The sequence below is a fragment of the Candidatus Poriferisodalis sp. genome, assembly GCF_965221945.1.
Taxonomy (GTDB): domain Bacteria; phylum Actinomycetota; class Acidimicrobiia; order Acidimicrobiales; family Poriferisodalaceae; genus Poriferisodalis.
In genome coordinates this window covers 1,394,862-1,411,963 of the sequence record NZ_OZ244925.1, presented here as the reverse complement: position 1 = coordinate 1,411,963, position 17,102 = coordinate 1,394,862, and the positions used below count along the sequence as shown (strand labels likewise).

Annotated in this window: 19 protein-coding genes and 1 tRNA gene; 13 read left to right on the top strand and 7 right to left on the bottom strand. The window is 65.3% G+C overall.

All coding sequences use genetic code 11. The annotated features are described in order from the left end of the window. Nucleotides 1–4 precede the first annotated feature (4 nt). On the bottom strand, nucleotides 5–574 hold the full coding sequence (locus ACOQPH_RS06575) for a hypothetical protein (protein WP_420623914.1): 570 nt from the start codon (nucleotides 572–574) through the stop codon (nucleotides 5–7). Nucleotides 575–772: 198 nt separating this feature from the next. Here ACOQPH_RS06575 and ACOQPH_RS06570 point away from each other — a divergent pair, with 198 nt between their 5' ends. Together ACOQPH_RS06570 and ACOQPH_RS06565 are read left to right on the top strand one after the other, a co-directional pair. Then, complete coding sequence (locus ACOQPH_RS06570) at nucleotides 773–1,507, top strand: inositol monophosphatase family protein (RefSeq protein WP_420623913.1); 735 nt, start codon at nucleotides 773–775, stop codon at nucleotides 1,505–1,507. Between the two features lie 54 nt (nucleotides 1,508–1,561). After that, nucleotides 1,562–1,635 (top strand) — tRNA-Val (locus ACOQPH_RS06565). Between the two features lie 55 nt (nucleotides 1,636–1,690). Here ACOQPH_RS06565 and ACOQPH_RS06560 read toward each other — a convergent pair. Continuing rightward, complete coding sequence (locus ACOQPH_RS06560) at nucleotides 1,691–2,830, bottom strand: DUF1295 domain-containing protein (protein WP_420623912.1); 1,140 nt, start codon at nucleotides 2,828–2,830, stop codon at nucleotides 1,691–1,693. A gap of 209 nt (nucleotides 2,831–3,039) precedes the next feature. Here ACOQPH_RS06560 and ACOQPH_RS06555 point away from each other — a divergent pair, with 209 nt between their 5' ends. Both ACOQPH_RS06555 and ACOQPH_RS06550 read left to right on the top strand, forming a co-directional pair. Beyond that, nucleotides 3,040–3,168, top strand: a complete 129-nt coding sequence (locus ACOQPH_RS06555; RefSeq protein WP_420623911.1) for a hypothetical protein — start codon at nucleotides 3,040–3,042, stop codon at nucleotides 3,166–3,168. Nucleotides 3,169–3,186: 18 nt separating this feature from the next. Then, the gene (locus ACOQPH_RS06550) at nucleotides 3,187–3,516 is read left to right on the top strand and encodes a hypothetical protein (RefSeq protein ID WP_420623909.1); all 330 of its coding nucleotides are present in this window, start codon (nucleotides 3,187–3,189) and stop codon (nucleotides 3,514–3,516) included. A 41-nt stretch (nucleotides 3,517–3,557) separates the two neighbouring features. On the opposite strand, the gene ACOQPH_RS06545 is transcribed toward ACOQPH_RS06550, so the two are convergent. Continuing rightward, entirely contained in the window at nucleotides 3,558–3,908 is a 351-nt protein-coding gene (locus ACOQPH_RS06545; protein ID WP_420623908.1) for a thioesterase family protein, read from the bottom strand. A gap of 64 nt (nucleotides 3,909–3,972) precedes the next feature. Between ACOQPH_RS06545 and ACOQPH_RS06540 the strand changes: the two genes are divergently transcribed. Both ACOQPH_RS06540 and ACOQPH_RS06535 read left to right on the top strand, forming a co-directional pair. After that, nucleotides 3,973–4,458, top strand: coding sequence for an FABP family protein (locus tag ACOQPH_RS06540; protein ID WP_420623907.1), 486 nt, complete (start codon nucleotides 3,973–3,975; stop codon nucleotides 4,456–4,458). Nucleotides 4,459–4,556: 98 nt separating this feature from the next. Next, nucleotides 4,557–6,686, top strand: a complete 2,130-nt coding sequence (locus ACOQPH_RS06535) for a flavin-containing monooxygenase (RefSeq protein ID WP_420623906.1) — start codon at nucleotides 4,557–4,559, stop codon at nucleotides 6,684–6,686. Between the two features lie 157 nt (nucleotides 6,687–6,843). On the opposite strand, the gene ltaE is transcribed toward ACOQPH_RS06535, so the two are convergent. Continuing rightward, nucleotides 6,844–7,803, bottom strand: coding sequence for a low-specificity L-threonine aldolase (gene ltaE / locus ACOQPH_RS06530; RefSeq protein ID WP_420624320.1), 960 nt, complete (start codon nucleotides 7,801–7,803; stop codon nucleotides 6,844–6,846). A 219-nt stretch (nucleotides 7,804–8,022) separates the two neighbouring features. Continuing rightward, nucleotides 8,023–9,696: an N-acyl-D-amino-acid deacylase family protein gene (locus tag ACOQPH_RS06525; protein ID WP_420623905.1), complete on the bottom strand. Its 1,674-nt coding sequence runs from the start codon at nucleotides 9,694–9,696 to the stop codon at nucleotides 8,023–8,025. A gap of 77 nt (nucleotides 9,697–9,773) precedes the next feature. Between ACOQPH_RS06525 and ACOQPH_RS06520 the strand changes: the two genes are divergently transcribed. The 7 genes from ACOQPH_RS06520 (at nucleotide 9,774) to ACOQPH_RS06490 (ending at nucleotide 14,854) form a co-directional block, all read left to right on the top strand. Continuing rightward, nucleotides 9,774–10,160, top strand: coding sequence for a RusA family crossover junction endodeoxyribonuclease (locus ACOQPH_RS06520; RefSeq protein WP_420623904.1), 387 nt, complete (start codon nucleotides 9,774–9,776; stop codon nucleotides 10,158–10,160). A gap of 31 nt (nucleotides 10,161–10,191) precedes the next feature. Then, a protein-coding gene (locus tag ACOQPH_RS06515; protein ID WP_420623903.1) for an IS3 family transposase occupies nucleotides 10,192–11,333 on the top strand; the annotation gives its coding sequence in 2 pieces (ribosomal slippage) (nucleotides 10,192–10,585 and nucleotides 10,585–11,333; 1,143 coding nt in all). Between the two features lie 79 nt (nucleotides 11,334–11,412). Next, entirely contained in the window at nucleotides 11,413–11,778 is a 366-nt protein-coding gene (locus ACOQPH_RS06510) for a hypothetical protein (protein WP_420623902.1), read from the top strand. Continuing rightward, nucleotides 11,775–12,323: a flavin reductase family protein gene (locus ACOQPH_RS06505; RefSeq protein WP_419553310.1), complete on the top strand. Its 549-nt coding sequence runs from the start codon at nucleotides 11,775–11,777 to the stop codon at nucleotides 12,321–12,323. The genes ACOQPH_RS06510 and ACOQPH_RS06505 overlap by 4 nt, the downstream gene beginning before the upstream one ends. A 116-nt stretch (nucleotides 12,324–12,439) precedes the next feature. After that, nucleotides 12,440–12,664, top strand: a complete 225-nt coding sequence (gene infA, locus ACOQPH_RS06500) for a translation initiation factor IF-1 (protein WP_323672860.1) — start codon at nucleotides 12,440–12,442, stop codon at nucleotides 12,662–12,664. 5 nt (nucleotides 12,665–12,669) lie between these two features. Next, nucleotides 12,670–13,518, top strand: coding sequence for an enoyl-CoA hydratase/isomerase family protein (locus ACOQPH_RS06495; protein ID WP_420623901.1), 849 nt, complete (start codon nucleotides 12,670–12,672; stop codon nucleotides 13,516–13,518). A gap of 106 nt (nucleotides 13,519–13,624) precedes the next feature. Further along, nucleotides 13,625–14,854: an acyl-CoA dehydrogenase family protein gene (locus ACOQPH_RS06490; protein WP_419553308.1), complete on the top strand. Its 1,230-nt coding sequence runs from the start codon at nucleotides 13,625–13,627 to the stop codon at nucleotides 14,852–14,854. 113 nt (nucleotides 14,855–14,967) lie between these two features. Here ACOQPH_RS06490 and ACOQPH_RS06485 read toward each other — a convergent pair whose 3' ends face one another. Next, on the bottom strand, nucleotides 14,968–16,179 hold the full coding sequence (locus ACOQPH_RS06485) for an ABC transporter substrate-binding protein (protein ID WP_420623900.1): 1,212 nt from the start codon (nucleotides 16,177–16,179) through the stop codon (nucleotides 14,968–14,970). Nucleotides 16,180–16,262: 83 nt separating this feature from the next. Further along, nucleotides 16,263–17,099, bottom strand: coding sequence for an ABC transporter permease (locus tag ACOQPH_RS06480; protein WP_420623899.1), 837 nt, complete (start codon nucleotides 17,097–17,099; stop codon nucleotides 16,263–16,265). Between the last annotated feature and the right edge of the window lie 3 nt (nucleotides 17,100–17,102).

Here is a 17,102-nt window from a genome sequence, read left to right as displayed (position 1 = left end):
GTTTTCAGGCAGAGACTTCGTCGTACCAGTCGTTGGCGTGGTGCAGCAGGTAGTCGCAAATCTTGGCACAGAGGTCGAACGGTTCACACATGTCGTCCTCGCCTTGCAGCAGTGCTTGGAGCGACAATTCTCTGCGGGCCACGATCATGAGCGTCCGCTTGGTCGGGTCGGTCACCGATATCAGGGAATCGATTGCGGATACCTCCACGGGCAGGGCCGTGCCTCCCAGACCCGCCAGATCGGTGGCCAGCACGAGCATGTCGGGGCTGTGATCGAGTGGCGGGAGCGCCCAGGTGAAGAGCAGCGGCAACCAGAACTCATCCGGCGGAAGATCGTCTTCGGGCATCGCCCACAGGACCTCTTCGAACGACAGGAGCGTGCGCGGGTCGGCCTCCAGCGTGAGGTGCAAATCGAGCGGACCGCCGCACGCTTCGGCCGGATGCAAGTCCACCTCCCAAGTCTGGCGCAGGCTGTAGGTCTCGATGAATTGCCGCTCGTCGTGAATGTGGAAGCCGTGCGCGTGCGCATGGTCCTTCAGGCTTGCCACGTAGCCGGTGACGTCGATCGCTGCCATCGGGACACTCCCCACGTGGCGCTGGGACAATGCGCGGAGGCTATAGCCCCGCACGGTCCGGCTCGACAGAGTTGCGCGAACCGATCTGGAGCGGCGCCGGCGGACCACTACGCTCCGCTCGATGCCGTCCGGAGTTCGCCCCGCCCGGATCTGGCAGAACTGTGTCTGTTGGCAGTGTGACGCGTGCAGGGGATCGCGATGACGGCCGCAGGCGACGACTGGCTGGGCTTGCTGCGACGAACTGCTGACTCGGTTGAGGCGGCGCTCGCCGGATTCGACCGTTGGCAAGACGGCGGCGACCGACCCGATCAGTACGCGCTCGATCAGATTGCCGACGCCGCAGCGCTGATCGTGCTCGACGCAGCAGGCGTGGGTGTGCTCAGCGAGGAGTCAGGTCTGCGCTGTGGGGCTGGAGGCGAGACCGTCATCGTGGATCCTGTCGATGGCTCTACCAACGCCTCACGGCGCATCCCGCACTACTGCATCAGCCTCTGCGTCGTCGACGGCGAAACGCCGGTGGCAGCTCTCGTACGCCACTTGGTCTCGGGTGAGGAGTTCACGGCGAACGCAGGCGGGGGAGCGAATCTCGACGGGCGTCCCATCTCGCCGAGCGGCTGCGAGCACGGCGCACGCGCGGTGATCGGTGTCTCGGGACGCCCCGGCCCCGAACTGCCGGTGTGGCAGGTGCGTGTTCTCGGCTCGGCGGCGCTGGACCTGTGCGCCGTGGCCTGCGGGCGTCTCGATGCGTACCTAGACCTCAACTCCAATCACGGTGTGTGGGACTACGCCGCCGGTGTGCTGATCTGTGCCGAGGCGGGGGCATGGACCGGCGAAGCGGAGGGCAGGGAGCTGTTCCATCTCGAGCACAGCCGACGCCTCGGGCCCGTCGCCGCGAGCACCCCCCGACTGGCAGCCAGGCTCGTCGGCGCCTGATTCGACGTCTGCCGCTGTCGAGACCGGCGGTAGCCTGCGAAGCCCGGCGTCCCGGGGCGCTTAGCTCAGTTGGCGAGAGCACCTCCCTTACAAGGAGGGGGTCGCAGGTTCGAGTCCTGCAGCGCCCACGCTCAACTGGCGCCTTGGTCGGACCCCGCAGGGCACTGTCTCAATAGATACTGGTCAATAGATGCCGGGAACGATCCGGTACTTGACCCGTGCCTGATACTCCGCCCATTTCTCGGGGCCGTACTTCTCGGCACAGTGCTTGTCGTCATCCATCTGCCTGTAGGTGAACATCGACACGATGAAGATGAAGTACGTCCACGCCCACAGATTGCCGAAGTGGCCCCATACCAGGGCAATGGACAGGGCAAAGAACCCCTCGCCCATGTAGTTGAAGTGGCGGGCGGTGCCCCAGAATCCGCTGCACAGGATTCTGCGGTCGCCGGCTTCAATGACCTGTGGCTCGATGAGTCCGAGGAACTTGCGGTCGGGCCAACGCTTGAAGGTGTACTTCTGCATGTTGGCGCCGCGCGAGATGCACCACCCCACCAGGAACAGCGCTGGCGTTCCAATGAGCCAGACGTACCTCCAGCCCGACGAGAAGCCGGGATCTGGGTGAGCGGCCATGCCCCACAGCGGGATGATGAACATCCACCCATACACGATGAGCCCGCCCCAGAACAGCTTGAAGCCGAGATTCTCGTGGATCAGGTCGTAGGTGTAGAGCTGGACGCGCTCGAAGACGAAGTAGTCGAACACGTAGAACGTGAAGATCGCTGCGTAGATGAAGACGCCGGGGTTGGAGTCGTCGCCGAAGCGGTCGTTGTGCCACGCGGCCCCGGACAGGACGTTGAGCGACAGCATCGTCCCGCCGACGACGTAGAAGTACATCTTGACGTCGAAGCGCCCATTGAAGAACTGCATCTCCTGGGCACGCCCGAACCACCACGCCTGGAAGCGGTTCTTGACCTCTCCTTCAGGCTGGCTGAACACGGCGATGATCGTCATGATGATCGTCAGCACTGTTCCGCCGGCCACGGCGTACAGGGATGACCGGTAGAACCAGTCACGCGGCATGCCTGTGAGCTCGAACCACCACAGCGCTTGAGCCACGACGAACACCAGCAGTCCGTTCAGCCGGTAGCTGCGAGGTTGGCCGGTCTCGCGATTAATGACGTAGCCGGGAACGTGCCGTCCGGGCAGGACCATCTGCAGCACGAAGAACGCAGCGAAGACGATGAGCGGGGTCCCGAACCCCAGAACCGCTTCGGTTGCGGTCAGTTCGACCAGGTGATCAATACCGAGCCAATCAAACATGACCGGCTACCCCCTCCGCCACAGACATGGCTGCCTGCGAGTATTGCCGCGCTCAGCGTGCTGGGGACGGACTCGCAGTCTTGCTCGGCGACGGGGGGGGGGGGGGGCTCCACGTTGGAGCGAACCGACACGGGACCCTCGCACTACGGTACGTGTCGGCCTACGGCCGGCGTGAACTGTCCACGTCCTACAGGAAGGTGCGTCAGCCGATGAAGCTCGACACCGGAGACAAGTTCCCCGATCTCACCCTGCGGGATCTCGATGACAGCGACGTCACCATCCCCGAAGTGTTCGGCGACGGCTGGGGCATCGTGCTCATGTACCGGGGCCATTGGTGACCGTACTGCCGTCAACAGTTGGTTGACTTCAACGGCGCCGCGTCACTGCTGAAAGTCCTGGACGCCAAGGTTGTGGCGCTGTCCGTCGATGACAAGGACACCACGGCGCTCCTCGCAGACAATCTGCAGTTGGGTCCCGTCCGGATGCTGCACAGCGCCGACCCGGCAGAGGTGTCGTCGGTGACTGGTGCCTTCATCGAGTCCGAGCGGGGCATTTTGCACGCCACCGGGTTCATCCTGGCTCCGGGGGGCAAAGTTGCCCAAGCGTGCTACTCCACCGGTCCGATTGGCCGCATCACGGCCATTGACACGCTGCGGATTCTTCGCTTCGTTCAGCGCGCCAAGTAACGACGGACGCCGGCTAGCCACCCCGTGTTGATGCTCGGCGGCTAGCCACCGACGATGAACCGCTGGTGGGTGCCTTGGGAGATCAGCGTGTCGCCGTGGGAGACCTTGATGTCGAAGACGAGGCGGCGGCGGTCGATCTCGCTGATCTCGCCTGAGACCACGACGTCCTCGCCCGAGGCTACTGCTGCCTCGTGGCTCACGCAGATGTGGATGCCGACCGTGGTCTGATTCTCTGCGAGGTGCGGCTGGACGCCGAAGAGGCAGGTTCCCTCGATGAGGCGGACCATGTCGGGCGTGGACAGCACCTTGTTGGGCAGGTGCGGCGGGGACATTTCGTCGGTCACACGGTGTGTGTCGCTGACGCTGAATCCGACCTCGATGGCTGCGCTCATGGCGGCAGACCTTAGAGCGTGCACTGCGCCTCAGTGTCGGGACCATCCCCACTAGCTTGCGGAGATGACTGAGTTGCATCTGCAGTGCGAACCGCTTGCCCCCTTGCTGGGTACTTGGCAGGGCACCGGCGTTGGCCACTACCCGACGATCGACGACTTCACCTATGTGGAGGAATTGGTGTTCAGCCACGTCGGCAAGCCATTCGTGTCGATGATCCAGCGCACCCGCAACCGCGTCACAGGCGAGCCGTTGCACTCCGAGGCGGGTTACCTGCGAGCCCTGCCCGACGGGCAACTGGAGTTCACGATTGCCCAACCGTCGGGCGTCACCGAAGTCCATCTCGGCACCGTGCGCACCAGTGACAGCGGCCTCGTGATCGAACTGTCGAGCGAACACGTCGGCCTCACACCGACCGCCAAAGAAGTCACCTCGGTGCGGCGCGAGCTCACGGTCGAGGGGATGAGGCTGTATTCGGAACTGTGGATGGCCGCCGTGGGCTACACCGAACTCGTCCATCACCTGCGAGGCGAACTCACCAGGCAGGACTGACCGAACCCGAGAGTTCCGAACGCACACCGGCGCAACCCGCTTCACCGGATTCGGCGACCCGCCACGCCCTACGCTGGCTCTACGGCGGAGGGGAAGTGATGTCACAGGTGTCCCAGGCCAGTGCGACAAACGGGGCGCATGCGTCCGATTACGGAGCGCCGACGGCCGCTGGCCGACCCGATGTGGACGACGAGACGCTCGCGGCAGCAGTGGCCGTTGCGAACATCCCGACGCTGCTGATGGTGCTGGTTCAGATGACGGGCGAACTGCATTGGCTTGAGGACCCGTACCGCCCCAAGCGGCAGCCCGGTCTCGGCGACAACGACAGCGGCGGCTTGATGCCCGAGCATCGCCAGGAAGTGCGCGAGGCGGCGTTCGAGGCGATGAGTGCCTGGCGCGACGGCCGCCCGATGGCGATCCCCGAGCCCGACGACGGCCTGATCGTGCGGATGCTGAGCACGGCAATGGGAGAGCACGTCCCCGACGAATACGGCGCATTCACTGGCGCCCAGCTCGGCCTCGCCAAGTTCCTGGACCACGATCCGGTCAACGTGCCTCCCGGCTTCAAGGTGCTGGTGATCGGGGCCGGTGCGTCCGGGCTGTGCGCGGCGATCAACCTGCAGCAGGCCGGCGTGCCCTACGAAGTTGTCGAGCGCAACGGCACGGTCGGCGGGGTGTGGTGGGAGAACCGCTACCCGGGGGCGGGCGTGGATACGCCGAACCACCTGTACTCGTACTCGTTCGCTCCGCACGACTGGAAGATGTACTTCTGCCTACGCGACGAGCTGCACGGCTACCTCGAGAAGGTCGCCGACGAATTCGATGTACGCCGCAGCATTCGTTTCAACACCTCGGTCGAGAGCATCAGCTATGACGCCGAGCGCCAGGTCTGGCGCGCCGAGGTGCGCCACGTCGCGGACAACGAGGGGCGCTGGGAGACCGGCAGTCTGGGCTTGAGCGCGACGCCCGACGAAACAGGCCTGCGCCGGCGGGATGACGGCGCGGCCACGGCGCCCGGTGCGAACGGGCACGCTCAGGGCGTCGACGGACCCACGGAGATCATCGAAGCCAACGTCGTCATCAGTGCCGCGGGCATCTTCAACCCGCCGATCCGTCCCAACATCGACGGCCTCGAGACCTGGAGCGGCGAGACCTGGCATACGGCGCGCTGGCCCGCCGATGCCGATGTCAGGGGCAAGCGTGTGGCGATCGTTGGCAATGGGGCAAGCTGCATGCAGACCGCCCCCGAGATCCAGCACGACGTGGAGTCACTCACGATCTACCAGCGATCCAACCACTGGGCGGCGCCGTTCGACCAGTTCCGCAAGGAAGTCCCCGATGCGATGCGGGTGCTGTTCGAAGCCGTGCCGCTGTACCGGGCGTGGTACCGGGTGCGATTGGGCTGGACATTCAATGACCGCATCCACTCGGCCTTGCAGACCGATCCCGACTGGGACCGCCCCGAGCGATCGCTCAATGCCCAGAACGATGCGCACCGCAAGTACTTCACGCGCTACGTCGTCGACGAGCTCGGCGACCGCGCCGATGAACTGCTCGACAAGGTGCTGCCCACCTACCCGCCGTTCGGCAAGCGGATGCTGATGGACAACGGCTGGTACCGGATGCTGCGCAACTCCAAGGTCGAGTTGGTCGACGATGCGGTTGCCGAGATTTCGGGCCAAACCATCCGTACCTCGGACGGCTCCGAACGCGAGGCCGATGTGTTGGTGCTGGCAACCGGCTTCGACGTGCTGCGGTTCATCACTACCTATGAGGCAGTGGGCCGCTCAGGGAGAACGCTGCGCGAATCGTGGGGCGACGACGACGCGAGTGCCTATCTCGGCACGGTGACGCCTGACTTCCCGAACTTCTTCACCCTCTATGGGCCGAACCTGCAGCCAGGCCACGGCGGGAGCCTCATCTTCGTTGTGGAGATGCAGGTCCGATACATCATGGACATGATCGGCAAGATGTGTGCGGCTGGCCTCGGAGCGGTAGAGGTGCGTCCTGAGGTGCACACCGATTACCGCCTCCGGGTCGACGAAGCGCACGAGAGCATGGTCTGGATGCACCCAGGCATGACCAGCTACTACCGCAACGAAGCGGGCCGGATTGTCGTGAATTCGCCGTGGCGCAACGTCGACTACTTCGACATGACCAAGGAAGCCAACCTCGACGACTACGTCTGCGAGCCCCGGGCGGCTGGCCGGGAGCTGGTCGCCGACTGAGTGACATCAACCGAAATTCAACGGCGTGACGCCTGAGCGCATGGCTATGTTCGGCACGGGGGCGGGGCCGTCGAAACCCCAAAGTTCGTCCGCTCTGGCGACGGCCCTGCCCTCTATCTGCGGATAGTAGCAACCGGGTGCGCCATGCGAGCCGGGTTTACGTCGCCAATTCGGCCGCAATGGCTTGCAGCGCGGTGTCGACGTCGGCCTCGTTGACGTCGAGGTGCAGCACCATCCGGGAGCGACCGAAGCGCCAGTCGGCGAGGACGCCTCGGCCTTCGACTCGCTTGCCGAGGGTGGGATCGTTCCGTTCGAGCTGTGAGAACACCATGTTGGTGTTGCAGCCGGTGACCGTGATGCCGTCGATGGCTTCGAGCCCTGCCGCAAGTCGCTGTGCATTTGCGTGGTCATCGGTCAGACGGTCGAGGTGATGCTGGAGGGCGTACAGCCCGCCTGCGGCGATGATGCCGGCCTGACGCATACCGCCCCCCAGCACCTTGCGCCAGCGGCGTGCCTTGCCCACCAGCTCGTCGGTGCCGCACAGCACTGAACCGACAGGCGCTCCCAAGCCCTTGGACAGGCACACCGACACGGTGTCGAACGGGGCGGCGACATAGGCGGGGGACAGGCTCAGCGACACCGCCGCGTTCCACAGCCGCGCCCCGTCGAGGTGCAACCCGAGGCCGTGGCGGTCGGCGAAGTCACGGGCTTCCTGATGCTGTTGGGGCGTCAATACTTTGCCGTCGATCGTGTTCTCGAGGCACAGCAGACGAGTACGGGCGAAATGGCTGTTGTCGGGCTTCACTGCCTCCTCGGCCGCTTCGAGATCGAGCATGCCAGTGTCGTCGGTGGGCACCGGCTGGGGCTGGATGCTGCCCAGCACCGCTGCACCGCCGCCCTCGTACATGTAGGTGTGGGCGTGGTGGCCGACGATGTACTCGTCGCCCCGCTCGCAATGTGCCAACAGCCCGCACAGATTCGACTGGGTACCGCTCGGCACATACAGGGCCGCCGCGGTGCCGAGCAGTTCGGCGGTGTAGCGCTCCAACTCGTTGACGGTGGGGTCGTCACCCCAGACGTCGTCGCCAACCTCGGCAGCGGCCATGGCGGCCCGCATGTCAGCGGTCGGGCGAGAAACAGTGTCGGAGCGCAGGTCAATCACGGCAGCAAGCCTGCCATGACGCCCGTCGTATGCAACCGGTGAATTGCCGTGGCGCGTCCTGCAGGGATGCTTGGTGTGAGCCGTTCGGCCCTGGCCACGGCATAGCCGACTGCCGGGCGTTGAGCCCTGAGGATCGACTGGTGCCGCCGTCGATGCGGCAGATGAAGGAGCGGCTCAGCCCTTGCCGTTGCGCAGCAGCTTGCCCGGCAGTGGGCCGTGCGGATCGACGGCGTCGGCGCCGTTGCGGCGGATGATGGTGCCGTTCACGACCACTGCATCGATGCCCTTCGCATCAGAAATGAGGCGGTCGGCGCCGGCGGGCAGGTCGTACACCCGGCGCTTGCCCAGATGGCCGACCTCGTCGGCGTCGAACACCACGACATCGGCGGGCTTGCCTTGCGCGAGCGTGCCACGATCGGAGATGCCGAACACCTCGGCGGGGCGCTGGGTGAGCATGTGGACGGCGGTCTCGAGGTCGAAGCTGCCCCGATCGCGCACGAAGGTCGCCAAGAACTCCGTGGAGTATTTGGCGTCGCACAGCTGGCTGGCGTGCGCCCCGGCATCGGACAGCCCGATCACCGTCGTCGGGTCATGCAGCAGCTCGTCGATGTCGTCGGGGTCGTGATTCAGCACGTCCTGGATGATGCGCATCTCCAGGTCGGCTTCGAGCGCCACGTCGAGCACCCAGTCCACCGGGTCTTGGCCGGCATCGTCGGCCATCTGCTGCACGTTGCGGCCTTCGAGTTCTGGGTTGTGGGGCAAGTAGCTGATTTCGGTTCGAGCCCAGCGGTCGCCGATCTTGCCGCCGTTGCCCGCCTTTTCCTTGAACTGGGCTCGCCAGTCGGCGTCGGCGTAGTAGCGCTTGCGCCCTTGGAGGTCGCTCTGGGACACCGGCATGAAACAGCGCAGGGCTTCGTAGATGAACGGTGCCTTCCAGCTCATCTCGAACTGGATGGGCTGCACGGCAACCTGCGGAAAGACTGGCAGGCCACGCGCGGCGATCTCGCGCGCACGTTCCAATTCGACACGGTGGCTGCCCGGACCTCGTGCCGAGCCCAGCAGCGCCGTCCAGCTCACGTGCGCCCCGGTGGTCTCGGCGATGCGTGCGAATTCGTCGTGGCTCAAACCCCGGCCCACCGTGGCTTGCATAACACCGCCCACGTCGCCCAGCGCCTGAGCGATCTCAACGATCTCGTCAGTGGTCGCGGCGCGGCTCGGCACCGGGCGTCCCTCGTAGCCGACATGGGTAGGTGCCTTGGAGGTTGCGAAGCCGAGCGCCCCGGCTCGCAGCGCCTCGGCCACCAGGTCGCGCTGGGCAGCGATCTGTTCGGGTGTGCCTTCCCGTTCGGTGGCCTCTTCGCCCATGACGTACATGCGGGCCGCGGTGTGCCCGATCAGCGCCGCCATGTTGACCGCAGCGCCGTTCGATTCGAGCGCGTCGAGGTACTGCGGGAAGGTCTCGAAGCCCCAGTCGCCGAGGCCGGCTCGCAACGCATCGACGCTCATGCCCTCGACGTTCTCGAGCGTGCGCATGATGAGATCACGGTGTTCGGGCCGCGTGGGCGCCACCGAGAAGCCGCAGTTGCCCATCACGATCGTGGTCACGCCGTGCCAGGGCGAGCAGCTGACTAGCCGGTCCCACATGATCTGCGCGTCATAGTGAGTATGGATGTCCACGAACCCGGGGCACACGATGCGCCCGGTGGCGTCGATGGTCTGTGCAGCTTCAGCGGACGCCGCCCCGAGCGCCACGACCGTGCCGCCCGAGATGCCCACGTCGCCGACGAAGCGGGGTGAACCCGTCCCGTCGATGATCGTCCCGCCCGTGATCTTCAGGTCATAAGCCATGTCGTACACCCCGTGCTCTAGCTGTTTGAGAAAAATACCCCACGTCGACCGCACCAGGTCGGTCTAACGTCACCGACATGGCGCTGCCGTTCGAGTTCTGCATCGAAGGCCCGCCCGTGTCGCAGCAGGCGAACAAGAAAGCGCGGCGCCGCGACTGGAGGGATGCGGTTCGCTCAGCGGCTAGGAGCGAATGGGACAGTAGTCAACCTATCGACGGTCCTGTCGCCGTGACGATCAACTACATCTACGAAGACGCTTCGCTCGATGTGGACAATGTTCCCAAGCCGATTTTGGACGCGCTCAAAAACTTGGTGTACCCGGACGACGACCGAGTGTTCGATCTTGCGTGCCACAAGAGGAGTTCTGGTGGCAAGCTGGCCTTGCCGAATGAGACACCCCTGTTGCAGCAGCATGCGGCGATGCACACTGAGTTCTTGACAGGGGATCCTGATTTGGGTCCGTGAGTTGTGGGTCTGATTCCCCGAGGATGGGAGGATGACCACGATGAAGAGGAAGCGTCATACGCCGGAGCAGGCGGTCCGCAAGCTGCGCGAGGGCGAGAAGCGCTTGAATGCCGGCGAGGATCTGGGCTTGGTGCTGCGGCATCTGGAGATCACCGAGTCCACTTGGAATCGGTGGCGCAGCACCTATGGCGGGATGAAGGCCGCGGATGTGAAAGAGCTCAAGGAGCTGCGCGTGGAGAACGCCCGGCTGAAGACGCTGCTGGCCGAGGCCGAGCTGGGTCAAGGCGATGCTCAAGGACCTCGCGGAGGGAAAATGGTGACCCCGGACCGCCGTCGGGCCGCTGTGGTGCGGCTCCAGGACCGGTTCGGGGTGTCCCAGCGCCGCGCGTGCCGCGTGGTGGGCCAGCATCGCTCGACCCAGCGCCGGCCCCAGCAGCTCGCGCTGACGCGGACGCGGCCTATGGGGAGTGGCTGTGCCGTTTCGCGCAGTCCCATCCGCGCTGGGGATGGCGCAAGGCCCACGACGTCGCCGCCCGCGAAGGCCTGGCGGTCAATCCCAAGCGCACTTTGCGGCTGTGGCGCGCCCATCGTGTTCAGCGGCCCCCGCAGCGGCGCCACAAACGGCAGCGCCTCGGCGACGGCACCGCGGCGAAGCTGCGAGCCGAGCACCCCAATCACGTGTGGGCGCTCGATTTCCAGTTCGACGAGACCGCCGCCCGGCGGCGCCTCAAGCTGCTCAACATCATCGACGAGTTCACCCGAGAAGCCCTGGCCATCCACGTCGGTCACAGCATCGACGCCGACGGCGCCGTCGAAGTCGTCTCCCAGATCGCCGCCCGACGAGGCGCACCGACCCATCTGCGCATGGACAACGGTCCCGAGCTCACCGCCGACGCGCTGCGGGACTGGTGCCGGCACACGTCCACCGACACCGCCTGCATCGAGCCTGGCGCCCCCTGGGAGAACGGCTGGATCGAGTCGTTCAACGGCCGCCTCCGAGACGAATGCCTCAACATCGAGGACTTCGCCAACCTCCTCGAAGCCCGCGTCGTCCTCGAAGACTGGCGACACGACTACAACCACCACCGACCCCACCGATCACTCGGCGGACAAACACCCGCCGCCTACGCTGCCAACCACCAACCGACAACGACTACAACCAAACACCCATAACAACTGGACCAACTCACGGGTCCCCGTCGTTCTTGCATGTGCTCGTCGACCGTGCAGATGTCCTGGGAGGCGTTACCTGATGCAACGAGAGCGAGACGCAACAGAACACACGGTCTTGCTGAGCACTGCGTCTGAGCATCGGCGCAAGGGATACGAGGTTGCGATCGAAGCGCCAGTGGGATTCTTGCCGGGCGTTCGAGCCGACCTCATCGCAACCAAGCAGGACGACAAACGCGTGGTCGAGGCCAAGACGCGATCCACGTTGCAGAACGATCCGTCCGCCGAGACACTGGCTTGCGCGGTCGAGGCGGAGCCCGGATGGAGCTTCGACCTCGTTCTCGTCCCTGAGCAGGTGCGCGTCGACACGCCCGAGTACGCGCAGCCAATTTGGATTGGTCAGTACCGAAACGAGCCGAGTACGCAGGTGCATAGGGTGCAGCCATGAGTGGTGCTGAGCTTGCGGACGAACTGGTCAACCGGGTGACGTGGAAGATCCCCAATGCCCTTGCGCTGGTGGGGTCGAGAGCCGTTGACGAGCGCAATGCCATGACGACCAGTTGGATCACGCAGTTGTCGATGGAACCGGTGCTCATCGGCGTCAGCGTCGAGAATGCCGCCGTCACGCACCGGCTGATCTCCGCCGGGGGCTCGTTCACCGTGAACCTCTGGGATGCAGAGAACACCCGGCCGTTCGTGAAGTTCTCCAAGCCTGCTGCCTATGAGCCCGCCGCCCACGACACGGCGAGCGACGCCGAAGGGCCGGCGACGGGAACCTTGAACGGCTGGTCGGTGTACGAAGCCGCCACCGGGGCGCCAGTGTTCGTCGATGCCGCCGCGTGGATGGACTGCGAGGTGCGCCACAGCGTGGACTTGGGCACTCACACGCTATTCATGGGCGAAATCGTCTCTGCCGGCATCAACAACGACGAGGTGCGGCTCGCCTCGATGTCGGACACCCGCATGAAGTACGGGGGCGTGAAGCGTCACTGAGGGCGGCCTTCCGGCGGCAACCGCGGGCGGCTCCGAGTCGGCTCGGCTACCATGGAACGGCTCGCGCGCTCCGCTGTGGTGAGGCGCTCGGGCGTACAGCCGACCGGGGATACCACGTGCCGAAAGTCAAAGACGACGCCATCTTGCTCGAAGGAAAGACCGTCGAGGCGCTCAAGGGCGGCCACTTCCGCATCGAGCTCGACAACGGTCACGAGGTGCTCGGGCACCTGAGCGGCAAGATGCGCAAGCACCACATCCGGATCCTTCCTGGAGACCGGGTGCAGGTGGAAGTCTCGGCGTACGACCTCAGCCGCGGCCGCATCACCTACCGCTACAAGTAATCCTCATGAGCAGTTCGGCGCAGCCGTCAAACGGCACGGTCGGCTTCAGCATCAACGGCGATGTGGCGACGGTCACGCTCAACCGTCCCGAGACGCTGAACTCCATGAACGACGACTTCATGAACGACGACTTCATGAACGACATCAGCGAGGCGTTCGCCATGGTGGCGGCCGATGAGGCAATCCGAACGGTCATCCTGACGGGCGCGGGACGCGGATTCTGCTCAGGCGCAGACCTGCGGAATGCCGCTGCCGACGACGCTGAGGCGTTCGATCCTGATGAGGCCGGCGACGCCACCACCGATTCCATGGACAACGCGTTCCATCCGGCGATCCGGGCGGTAGCCGAGTGCCCAGTACCGACAGTGGCCCGCATCAACGGAGTTGCCGCAGGCGGCGGCATCGGTTTGGCGCTCTCGTGTGACGTCGCTATCGCTGCCCAGTCGGCCTTCTTCGTCGCTACTTTTGGGCCTCGGCTGGGGATCGTGCCCGATCTGGGCACTACATGGCAGCTGCCCATGAGGGTCGGTCGGGCACGGGCGTTGGGCATGTCGTTGCTCGGGGAGCGCGTCACGGCCGAGCAGGCCGCCGAGTGGGGCCTGGTGTGGAAGACCGTCGACGACGCCGACCTCGACGCTGCGGTGGGCGAGGTTGTCGACGTGCTTCGGCGCAGTTCCCCGGCGGCAATGGCGAGGATCCGCTCCGCGGTGGATGGCGCCATGCAGCGTGACCTTGCCGACCAGCTCGATATCGAGATGGGTCACCAAGCGGTGCTCATCCCGCGCAACATGTCGCACGGCGCCGAGGCGTTCTTGGCCAAGACCGATCCTTCGTTCCCGGGCGAGCGTTACTGACCCTCTCGGGATAGGCGAGCCGCTGTTTGCTGCGCAGTGCCAGTGGCTGCGCTGACTTGTTTGCTGCGCAGCGCCAGCGGCTGCGCCGTGCTGGCAGACTGACGCGATGACCGACACGCTCGAAGCTCCGACGACTGCCGATGCCGCTGCGGCGCGGGTTGATGCCGCCATCGACGAACTGCTGGCATCACAGGACCCCAAGGAGCTGAGCTATGCGGAGTTCCGCGGGGCACAGTTCGACGCCGGTCTGGCTTGGGTGCACTTCGACGAGGGGCACGGCGGCTTGGGCGTCAGCCCCAGGCTCCAGCGCCGAGTCGAGGAGCGGCTGCGGGCGGCCGGCGCCCGGCCCATGAAGCCCGTCACGTTCTTCATGCACCTGGCCGGTCCGACCATTCACACGCACGGCAGCGAAGAGGTCAAGCAGCGCTTCCTGCGGCCGATGTTCACCGGCGAGGAGCTCTGGTGCCAGCTATTCAGCGAACCAGGTGCGGGCAGCGACTTCGCCGGTTTGGCCACGCGGGCAGTGGCTGACGGCGACGAGTGGATCGTGAACGGCCAGAAGGTGTGGAACACGCTGGCCCACCTCGGCGATTTCGGCATGCTCGTGACGCGCACGAATCCCGAGGTGCCCAAGCATCGGGGGCTCACCTACTTCGCACTCGACATGAAGTTGCCGGGAGTAGAGGTGCGCCCGCTGCGCCAGATCACCGGCGAGGCCGAATTCAACGAGGTCTACATGACCGATGTTCGTGTGCCCGATGCAAGTCGCATCGGCGACGTCGGTGACGGTTGGCGGGTGTCGCTGACCACACTGATGAATGAGCGCAATGCCATCGGCACCGGCAGCGGCGGACCGCCCAAGCAGGGATCGGGACCTATCTCGGTGCTGGTGAAGCTGTGGAAGCAGCGCGACGAGGCTGACCGCGACGCCGTGACGCGTGACCGGCTGGCAAAGCTGTGGGCGCGCTCGGAGGTGATGCGCCTTACGAATATGCGTGCAGGGGCCAGCCGGCGCAAGGGCAATCCCGGACCCGAGATGTCCATCGCCAAGCTGGCCTTTGCCGAGCTGAACCAGGCGCTCATGACCTGTGCGGTGGACATGATGGGCGCGGACGGGCTCGTCGGCTACGACTACACGTTCCGCCGCCCTGGAGACTTGTCAGTAGACGGGTCCGACGGCGGCGTGCAGCACGGTTTCCTGCGGGTACGCGCCAACTCCATCGAGGGCGGCACCTCGGAGATCATGCGGAACATCCTGGGAGAGCAGGTCCTGGGGCTCCCGGGCGAGCCACGGGTCGACAAGGACATTCCGTGGATCGAAGTACCGCGTAACTGAGAACCGTCGCTGCCGACGGACTGCTCACGGGCGCGACAGGGGCCAGGCGGGGCGCAGGCCCAGCCCGGTGTGCTGCCAGTTCAGTTGAGATCAGGCGCTGAGGCCGATGGTCCTCAGCTCTTGGCCTCGGTCAGCATGTCCTGCACGATCAAGCCCAGGTCGCCCATCTGCGGGATCAACTCCAGCCGCGCGTACACCTCCGGCGGCGGGTAGATCCCCGGGTCCTCCAGAATCTCGTCCAGGATGTAGGGCGTTGCGGCTGTGTTCGGGCTGCCGTAGTAGGTGTAGTTCGTCAACGCAGCGCCGTTCTGCGCGTCGAGCAGGAAGTTGATCATGGCGTGGGCCGAGCACACATTGTCGGCATTGTGCGGGATGGCCATCGTGTCCACCCAGCGGACACCGCCCTCGATCGGGATGGTGTACACGTGAGTCTCGTACGCATCGGTCTCGAAGAAGGCCTGGGCGAACCCGCCGCTCCAACCGTGCGCCACATCGACCTCGCCGTTGACCAGGTCGTCGCCGAAGGTCACCGAGTCGTACTTCAGCAGCCGATCATTGGTGGCCTTGAGCAGCGCACCCGCTTCGCGGATCGCCTCCTCGTTGCCGGACTCGATGGTCTCGGTGATGCTGTAGCCCAAGTACTTCAGCGCGGCCGACACGGCCTCGGGCGCGTCGTCGAGCATGGAGATGTCGCCCGGCACCGTCGCCGCCGTCTCAGGATCGAAGATGACCGCCCAGGAGGCTTCGCCGCCGAGCGAATCGAGCACGTCGTAGGTCATGCCGATGCCTGTCGTGCCCCACTGGTAGGCCACGTGGAAGCGGTGCTCGGGATCGAACGGCGGGTTGTCCCACGCGTCGTCGATGTTTGCGGCATTGGGCAGGGCGTCGAATTCCAGTGGCAGCAGCAGATCCTCGGAGATCATCAACGCCACCATGTAGTCCGATGGAACGACCAGGTCGTAGATGGCGGCGCCTGACTCGACCTGAGTGAGCATCTGCTCGTTCGACTCATACACCGAGTAGTCGATGCTGATGCCTGACTCCTCCTCGAAGGCGACCAGCAATTCCTCGTCGATGTAGTCGGCCCAGTTGTAGAACGCCAGATCGCCGTCGGTCTCGCCGGGTTCGCAGCCGACGTCGGCAGCCGCAGCGTCACCGGCATCTCCGGCATCGCTGGTCGCAGCAGTGGTGGCCGCGGCGGCCTCGCTGGCATCGTCGCCGTCGTCTCCGTCACCGCATGCGGCGAGCAGCAGCACGGTTGCAACGGTGACTGCGAGCCACCGACTGCGGCGCAGTCGGCCTCGGGTGCTCGCTGAATCGGTCATGTTTCCTCCCTTGTGGACGTCCCAACGGAACGCCGCTGTATGTATTGCTCTGTGTGAGCGTGGTTGTGTCGAGTGGTGCCGGTTCACGGCGTGCTGCTCCGGGGCCGCTGCAGTGCCAGCGAGGCCACGACCAGCGTGATCGAGGCGGCCAGCATGAGCGTGGAGATGGCGTTCAGCTCGGGCGTGACACCTTGGCGGATGCTGCTGAAGACGTACACCGGCAGAGTCGTGGCGCCCGGGCCGGCGGTGAAGGCCGAAATGACGACGTCGTCGAGCGACAGCGTCAGCGCCAGCAGGGCGCCCGCCGCAATACCTGGCGCAATCAGCGGCAGCGTCACCCTCTTGAACGTACGCCACGGTGTGGCATACAGATCGCGTGCGGCCTCTTCGAGCGTGCGATCGAACTGATCCAGGCGAGCGCGCACGACCACCGCGACGAACGAGATGTTGAACGCGATGTGGCTGAGGGCAACTGTCGTGACACCCAAGGTGAGCCGCGGGCCGAACTTGTCGATGAGCTTGAACGCCTCGGCGAAGAACACCAACAGCATGACGGCCATCGTGATATCGGGGATGACGATGGGCAGGTAGACGGTGCCGTCCAGCGCTCGCCTCCCCTTGAAGCGGTAGCGGTCGAGCGCAAGCGCCACCGCTGTTCCCAGCACTGTCGACACGATCGTCGAGGTGATCGCGACGACAAGTGACACGCGCAGCGCGCTGATCACATGGGTATTGCCAAGAGCCTCGCCGTACCAACGCGCAGAGAGCCCTTGCCAGACATTGACCCGCTCGGAATCGTTGAACGAGAACACCACCAGCACTGCGATCGGCACGTAGAGGAACGTGAACACCAGCCACGCGTTCGCTGCAAGAAGGTGTCGAGACGAGCGCTTGGTGCCCGCAGTGTCGAGACCGCTCATGGC